The organism is Actinotalea sp. C106 (assembly GCF_023630195.1).
Lineage (GTDB): Bacteria > Actinomycetota > Actinomycetes > Actinomycetales > Cellulomonadaceae > Actinotalea.
On the sequence record NZ_JALPKN010000143.1, the window covers coordinates 1 to 7,971 of the forward strand.

A 7,971-nucleotide genomic window follows, 5' to 3' on the forward strand; every position below is an offset into this window, starting at 1 on the left:
GGCCGGGGGAGTCGCGGCGACCGTGGCCAGCGCGGGGGAGGGGGACGCCGGACGGCTGGTCCGCCGCGCCGTCCGGCCCCACGGTTCGCGGTGGTCGACGTCCTGGACCGCTCCGCCCTGCTCCCGGCGATCTTCTTCGTCTTCTCCCGGGCGGGGTGCGACGCCGCGGTGCAGCAGTGCCTGCGTGCCGGGCTGCGCCTGACCACGGCCGAGCAGGAGGCCGAGATCCGCGCCGTCGTCGAGCAGCGCTGCGCGGCGATCCCTCCGCAGGACCTCGCCGTGCTCGGGTACTGGGACTGGGCCCACGCCCTCGGTCGAGGCATCGCTGCCCACCACGCGGGGCTGCTGCCGCTGTTCAAGGAGACCGTCGAGGACCTCTTCTCCCGGGGACTGGTCAAGGTGGTCTTCGCGACCGAGACCCTGGCCCTGGGGATCAACATGCCGGCGCGCTCGGTGGTCCTGGACAAGCTCGTCAAGTGGGACGGCTCGGCCCACGTCGACCTCACCCCGGGCGAGTACACCCAGCTGACCGGGCGTGCCGGACGCCGCGGGATCGACGTCGAGGGCCACGCCGTGGTGGTCGACCACGGCGCCCTGGACCCGGTGGCTCTCGCCGGTCTCGCCTCGCGTCGCCTGTACCCGCTGCGCTCGAGCTTCCGCCCCACCTACAACATGGCGGTCAACCTCGTGGCCCAGGTGGGCCGGGACCGGGCGCGCGAGGTTCTCGAGACGAGCTTCGCCCAGTTCCAGGCCGATCGCGCCGTCGTCGGGGTCGCCCGGCAGGCGCAGTCCCACGCCGAGGCCCTCGAGGGCTACGCCGAGGCCATGCGCTGCCACCTGGGGGACTTCGAGGAGTACGCCGGGCTGCGCCGGCGCCTCGCAGACCGCGAGAAGGACCTCTCGCGCGACGCGGCCCGCGCACGACGGCGCGAGGCCGTGGCGAGCCTCGAAGGTCTCCGCGTCGGCGACGTCGTGGAGATCCCCACCGGTCGCCGGGCCGGGCACGCCGTCGTCCTCGACCCGGGCAAGGATGCGGGCCTGGATGGGCCGCGACCCACGGTGCTGACCTCCGAGCGCCAGGTCCGTACGCTGACCGCTGCCGACCTGACCCACGGGGTGCGCCGCGTCACGAGCGTGCGGGTCCCGCGGCAGTTCTCCGCGCGCAACGCCGGGGCCAAGCGGGACCTCGCCTCCGCGATGCGCAGCGCGCTGGCCGCCCCGCCCCGGGAGCGGGACCGGGACGGTCGTCCCGAGGGTGGGTCGTCAGGACGAGGTGGCTCCCGCCAGCAGCGCACCGCCGACGAGGACCAGACGGTGGCCGACCTCAGGCGCAGGCTGCGCGGCCATCCGTGCCACGGCTGCTCCGAGCGTGAGGACCACGCCCGGTGGGCCGAGAGGTACCACCGGCTGCGCCGTGAGCACGACGCCCTGACCCGCCGTATCGACGGCCGGACCTCGTCCATCGCGCGGGTCTTCGACAAGATCTGCGACGTGCTGACCGTCACCGGGTACCTCGAGGAGGTCTCCGCTGACGGCCGCGGCCGCACCCGGGTGACCGACGCCGGGCAAGGGCTGCGCCGGCTCTACGCCGAGTCCGACCTGCTGGTCGCCGAGTGCCTGCGTCGCCAGATCTGGGACGACCTCGACGCCCCGGCCCTGGCGGCGGCCGTCTCGACCATGGTCTACGAGGCGCGGCGTGAGGAACCCGGGCACGCCCCGCAGGTCCCGGGCGGCCCTCAGGGACGGCTGGCGCGGGCCCTGGACGAGCAGGTGCGCCTGTGGTCACGGCTCGACGACCTCGAGACCGAACGCGGGCTTCAGGCCACCCGTCCCGTCGACCTCGGGCTCGTCCAACCGATCCACCGCTGGGCCTCGGGCCGTTCCCTGGGGAACGTCCTGGAGGACACCGACCTCGCCGCCGGGGACTTCGTGCGGTGGTGCAAGCAGGTGATCGACCTGCTGGACCAGATCGCCCAGTCGGCCCCGCTGCCCACCACGCGCGGGACGGCGCGACGCGCGGTCGACCTGCTGCGGCGCGGGGTGGTGGCCTACAGCTCGGTCTGACGCTGCTGGGGACGCCTCGCTGCGCTACGTTCGGGCCGTGAGCTCCACCCTGTACCGCAACGGCGTCATCCACTCCCGCACCGACCCCTTCGCCCAGGCCCTCCTCGTCGCCGACGGCCAGGTCGCGTGGCTCGGCAGCGAGGAGACGATCCACACCGTCGAGGACGGCGCCGACGAGGTGGTGGACCTCGACGGCGCCCTGGTGACCCCCGCCTTCGTCGACGCCCACGCCCACGTCCTCGAGACGGGCCTCGCGCTGAGCGGGGTCGACCTGTCGGTCGCCGCTGGCGTGATGAGCCTCGGGCAGGCGCTGGACCGGCTTGCCGGTGCGGCCCGAGCAGCCCGGGCAGCCGGGCGTCAGGCCCCGCTCCTGGGCCACGGCTGGGACGAGACCGCCTGGCCCGAGGGCCGACCGCCCTCGCGCGAGGAGGTCGACAACGCGACCGACGGCGCGCCCGTCTACCTCGCTCGGGTGGACGTCCACTCCGCCGTGGTCTCGAGCTCCTTCGCGGAGATCTCGGGCTGTGCCGACCTGCCGGGCTGGTCGCCGACCGGGCTCGTCGTCGCCGACGCCCACCACCGGGCCCGGATCGCTGCCCGCGACGTGTCAGTCGGGGACCGCGAGGAGCTCTACCGGTCGACGCTGGTCGCCGCTGCCCGCGAGGGGATCGCCTCGCTGCACGAGCACAGCGGTCCCTACATCGACACCCGGGAGGGTCTCGCCGGCCTGCTGGCGATGACCGCCGAACCACTGAGCGGCCTGGCGGCGGTCATCGGCTACCGCGGTGAGCTCTGCGAGACCGCGGACGACGCCCGAGCTCTCCTCGAGGCGATCCCCGGCCTGACCGGGATCGGGGGGGACCTCAACGTCGACGGCTCGATCGGGTCGCGCACCGCAGCGCTGCGCGCGCCCTATGCCGACACCGGGCCGGCCATCGCCGCGGGTGACCTGCAGCTCAGCGCCGAGCAGGTCGCCAACCACGTGGCAGCCGTGACGCGCGCGGGCTCGCAGGCCGCCTTCCACGTGATCGGCGACCGGGCCATGGACGAGGTCCTGGTGGGCTTCCGCGCAGCGGCCGACGTCGAGGGGCTCGACCGGGTCCGGGCGGCGGGGCACCGCATCGAGCACGGTGAGATGGTGGACGCCCAGGCCCTCGGGACCCTCGTCCTGCTGGGGTTGACCATCAGCGCCCAACCCGCCTTCGACACCGCGTGGGGCGGTGGCGCGGGGATGTACGCACAGCGCCTGGGCCCGGCGCGGGCGGCCTCCCTCAACCCCTTCGCGGATCTCGCGGGGGCCGGGGTGCCCCTCGCCTTCGGTTCGGACGCGCCGGTGACCCCGTTCGACCCGTGGGGGGCCGTCCGCGGGGCCGTCGAGCACCACGAGCCGAGCCAACGGATCTCTGCGCGGGCGGCCTTCCGGGCTCACACCCGCGGTGGCTGGCGCGCCGCGCGGCTGGACCACACGGGGGCTGGGGAGATCCGTCTCGGGGCCCCCGCGACCCTCGCGATGTGGCAGGTCGAGTCCCTCGCGGTGCAGGTGCCGGACGGGCGGGTCTCGGCCTGGAGCACCGACGCGAGGGCGGGCACGCCGCTCCTGCCCGTGCTCGGGGAGGGCGTGCCCCGACCGGCCTGCGTGCGCACCCTGCGCGAGGGTGTCGTGCTCCACGACGCCCTCGGCTGAACCGAGTTCCCGACACGCCGCGCGACACGCCGTCGCCCCTCGGGGTCACTCCTTCGGAGCAGTCGTCGCTGACCTGCATCGATGGCGCTGACCTGGACGAACGTCGCCTTGACTCGCGCTGGGGACTCGGTAGGTTCGTCGTGTTCCTCCCCGCGGTCGATGCGGGTTGTGCGCCAGTTGGGCCGCACCCCGACCGGGCCCTCGCGGGCAGCCGCCAGGCGGAGGGCACCGGCTGGGCCCGCGTGTTCAGTAGACAACGGGCGACGCCCCTCCGGGGACGCCGTCGTCCGGTCCGAAGGACACGCGGGCCAGTCGGTCGGTGCAGGAACCGCGGTTAGGCTGTGCCGGTGCCGTTCGCCCCACCCCGCCGCAGGACGACCCTCCTCCTCGCCGTCGTCGGCGGACTCCTCCTCGACGCGGGGTTCCCCGGCCTCGGCTGGTGGCCGTTGACCTTCCTCGCCATGGCCCTGCTGTTCGTCGCCCTGGGCCGTGACCGCGCCTGGTGGAACACCCTGGTCGGTCTGGTCTTCGGCCTGGCCTTCTTCCTGCCCCACATCACCTGGGCCGAGGGCGCCGTGGGCGCCGTGCCCTGGCTGGCGCTGTCGGTGGTCGAGGCGGGCTTCGTCGCGTCCTTCGGTGCCGCTTGGACCTGGGCCCGGCGGGGAGCGGTCACTTGGCAGCGGGCCCGCCTCCAGGTTCCGGTCTTCGCGATCCTGTGGGTCGGGTTCGAGGAGGCCCGCTCGGTGTGGCCCTTCGGTGGCTTCCCGTGGGGGCGGCTGGCCTTCTCCCAGGCGGACTCACCCCTCGGGTCGCTGGCCTGGCTGGGTGGTGCGACCCTCGTCTCCGCCGCGGTCGCCCTGGTGGGAGCCGTGGTGGCCCTCGCCCTGATCTCCGTGAGACGCATCGACGTGGGCAGCGCCAGCGGCTACCTCGTCCTGGCCGTGGTGCTGGTGGTCGGCGGGCTCCTGGTCCCCCTGGACAGCCGCGCGCAGGAGGGCACGCTCGCCCTCGGGGCCGTGCAGGGCAACGTGCCCGATCGAGGGCTGGACTCCTTCCAGCAGGCCCGCGAGGTCCTCGACAACCACGTGTCAGGCACCCACGCCCTGCTCGAGCAGGTGGCGCCGGGGGAGCTCGACGTGGTGCTCTGGCCCGAGAACGGCTCCGACATCGACCCCCGTGCCGACGCCGACGCCGCCGACGTGATCAGCGAGGCAGCCCGCGCGGTCGAGGCCCCGATCCTGGTGGGGACGGACAACTTCCCCGAGTCGGGGGGACGTCTCAACACCGCGCTGGTCTGGGACCCCGAGGAGGGTGCCGGGGCCTCGTACGCCAAGCGGCGGCCGGCGCCGTTCGCCGAGTACATCCCGATGCGGGAGATCGCCCGGCAGTTCTCCGACGCCGTCGACAGGGTGCGGACGGACATGATCGGCGGGGAGGAGATCGGCGCGATGGAGGTCGCCGTCCCGCGCCTCGAGCGGGACGTCACCCTCGCGCTGGGCATCTGCTTCGAGGTCGCCTACGACGTCCTGATCCGGGAGGCGGTGCAGGAGGGCGGCGAGGTCCTCGTCATCCCGACGAACAACGCGACCTTCGGACGTACCGACGAGTCCACCCAGCAGCTCGCGATGTCCCGGCTGCGTGCGATCGAGCACGGTCGCGCGACGGTGCAGATCTCCACCGTGGGCGTGAGCGCGGTGATCTCGCCGACCGGTCTGGTCCGCGAGGAGACCGGCTTGTTCACGGCCGAGCAGATGATCGCCACCGTGCCGCTGCGCAGCGAGCTCACCCCCGCCACGCGCTACGGCAGCCACCTGAGCTGGGCCCTGCGAGCCCTGGCGGTGGTCGTCACGGTCGCCGGGATGGCCGGGGCGGCGCGCGTGCGACGTGCGGAGAGGGTCGTCCCGGGTGAGGCCTGAGCCTGCCAGCACCACCGATGGGCACGCCGTCGAACCGCGCGTCCTGGTCGTCATCCCCACCTACGACGAGGCCACGACTCTGCCGGACACCCTCGGCCGGCTGCGCCGAGCGGTGCCGACCGCCGACGTCTTGGTGGTGGACGACGCGAGCCCGGACGGCACGGGCCTGATCGCCGAGGACCTCGCCCGGCACGACCCGCAGGTCCAGGTCCTGCACCGTACCGGCAAGCTCGGCCTGGGCTCGGCGTACGTCGAGGGCTTCGGGTGGGGGCTGGCCCGCGACTACGACGTGCTCGTCGAGATGGACGCGGACGGCTCCCACCAGCCGGAGGAGCTGCCGCTGCTGCTGTCGGCCCTCGCCGCTGACGACCACGGCCCCGATCTGGTGCTGGGGTCACGGTGGACGCCCGGGGGATCGGTCGAGAACTGGCCCCGGCGGAGGATGCTGCTCTCCCGCGGTGGCAACTCCTTCACCAGGCTCGTGCTCGGTCTGCCGCTACGTGACGCGACGGCTGGGTTCCGCGCCTACCGGGCCCGGGCGCTGCGCGCCCTGCCCCTCGACGACGTCGCCTCGCAAGGCTACTGCTTCCAGGTCGACATGGCCTGGCGGGTGGTCCGGCACGGGGGAGAGGTGCAGGAGGTGCCGATCCGTTTCGTCGAACGGTCCCAGGGTCGGTCCAAGATGAGCCGGCAGATCGTCCTCGAGGCCTTCTGGCGGGTCTCCCTGTGGGGGGCCCAGCATCGCTGGGCTCGGCTCAGGGGTACGACGACGGCCGCCGCCCGAGGGCGACGGCCGTAGCGCACGAGCGAGGGTGGGGCTCAGGCCGAGCGGCGGAGCTTCCCTGCCCGGAGCAGCTCGAGGCGCTCGGCGAGGAGGTCCTCGAGCTCACCCACGGTCCGGCGCTCGAGGAGCATGTCCCAGTGGGTGCGCGGCGGCTTGCCCGCCTTGGGCTCCGGCTTGCTCGCGTCACGGAGCAGCGCCTCCTTGCCGCAGCGGCACTCCCAGACGACGGGGACGTCAGCCTCGGCGGCGAAGGGAAGGATGATCGTGTGCCCGTCGGGGCAGTCGTAGTACGCCTGGAACCGCGGGGCGAACTCGACCCCCTGGTCGGACTCCATGCTGTTCGCGCCGATGCGCATGCCGCGCAAGGATCGGTCAGCCATCGTGTGGCCTCCGTTCTGGCCGCTGGGACGAGCGACGAGGGATGCTCGGCTCGAAGGTCTCTGTGATGCGGTACGTCAGTCGATCTGTCGTTCCACCTGGCACAACGCGCTCCAGGGGGTCGGTGTTCCAGGCGGCCCGTGAAGGTACCGTGAACATGGACCGCGACGAGCGGGCGACGTGCTGGTGGTGCGTCCCTACGGTCCCGTGAGCAGGGTCGGGCCGCAACTGCTCAGGACGGACCGCCCCGCCCGGCCTGGTTGAGGACCACCCCGTCGGTGAACATCACACCGTCGGCGAAGCGTGCCTCGACCCGGCCACCGCCGAACTGCTCGGCGTGCAGCCGTGCGTACAGGCCGCCGACCTCGAGGAGCTCGGGGTGGGTGCCCTGCTCGACGACCTGACCGCCGTCGACCACGAAGATGACGTCCGCGTGCTGGATGGTCGAGAGCCGGTGGGCGATCGCGATGGTGGTCCGGCCTGCCATGACCCGCGTGAGGGCGTGCTGCACGAGCCGCTCCGAGCTCGAGTCGAGGGCCGAGGTCGCCTCGTCGAGGATCAGGACGCGTGGGTCCTTGAGCAGCACCCGTGCGATCGCCAGCCGCTGCTTCTCCCCGCCGGACAGGCGGTACCCACGCTCACCTACCGTCGTGTCGTAGCCGTCGGCGAAGGCCGCGATGCGGTCGTGGATGTTCGCTGCCCGCGCGGCCTCGACGAGCTCCTCGTCGGTGGCCTCGGGCTTGGCGTACCGCAGGTTGTCAGCGATGCTCGCGTGGAAGAGGTAGGGGTCCTGGGTGACCATGCCCACGGCGTCGGCCAGGGACCCCAGGCGCAGGTCGCGCACGTCGTGCCCGTCGAGGAGCACCGCGCCGTGATCGACCTCGTACAGGCGCGGGACCAGGTAGGTCAGGGTCGTCTTCCCGGCCCCCGACGGGCCGACGAAGGCCGCGAGGGACCCCGCGGGGACGTGGAGGGACACCCCACGCACCGCCCACACGGGCTCGGGCGTGACCCTGCTGGTGGTGCCGGCCGCCGCGTCGTCGTCGACCGGCGACCCGGGCTGGGTCGGCGGGGGAGCGGCGCCTCGGGACCGGCCCCGTGATGCACCGCTGCCCCCCCGGGCCCCGGGCTGCGCGACCCAGCCC

At 73.7% G+C, this 7,971-nt stretch carries 6 protein-coding genes; 4 read left to right on the top strand and 2 right to left on the bottom strand.

The features are described from left to right. The 4 genes from L0B03_RS10685 to L0B03_RS10700 all read left to right on the top strand — a co-directional run. A partial coding sequence (locus L0B03_RS10685) for an RNA helicase (RefSeq protein WP_250445782.1) occupies positions 1-2,064 on the top strand: 2,064 nt, incomplete at its 5' end. A 37-nt stretch (positions 2,065-2,101) separates the two neighbouring features. After that, positions 2,102-3,748, top strand: coding sequence for an amidohydrolase family protein (locus L0B03_RS10690; RefSeq protein WP_250445783.1), 1,647 nt, complete (start codon positions 2,102-2,104; stop codon positions 3,746-3,748). 347 nt (positions 3,749-4,095) lie between these two features. Further along, positions 4,096-5,664, top strand: a complete 1,569-nt coding sequence (lnt, locus tag L0B03_RS10695; RefSeq protein WP_250445784.1) for an apolipoprotein N-acyltransferase — start codon at positions 4,096-4,098, stop codon at positions 5,662-5,664. Then, complete coding sequence (locus L0B03_RS10700) at positions 5,654-6,463, top strand: polyprenol monophosphomannose synthase (protein ID WP_250445785.1); 810 nt, start codon at positions 5,654-5,656, stop codon at positions 6,461-6,463. The genes lnt and L0B03_RS10700 overlap by 11 nt, the downstream gene beginning before the upstream one ends. A gap of 20 nt (positions 6,464-6,483) precedes the next feature. On the opposite strand, the gene L0B03_RS10705 is transcribed toward L0B03_RS10700, so the two are convergent. Together L0B03_RS10705 and L0B03_RS10710 are read right to left on the bottom strand one after the other, a co-directional pair. Then, complete coding sequence (locus L0B03_RS10705; RefSeq protein ID WP_208054057.1) at positions 6,484-6,828, bottom strand: RNA polymerase-binding protein RbpA; 345 nt, start codon at positions 6,826-6,828, stop codon at positions 6,484-6,486. Positions 6,829-7,058: 230 nt separating this feature from the next. Next, the coding region (locus tag L0B03_RS10710) for an ABC transporter ATP-binding protein (RefSeq protein ID WP_250445786.1) at positions 7,059-7,971 on the bottom strand (913 nt) is incomplete at its 5' end.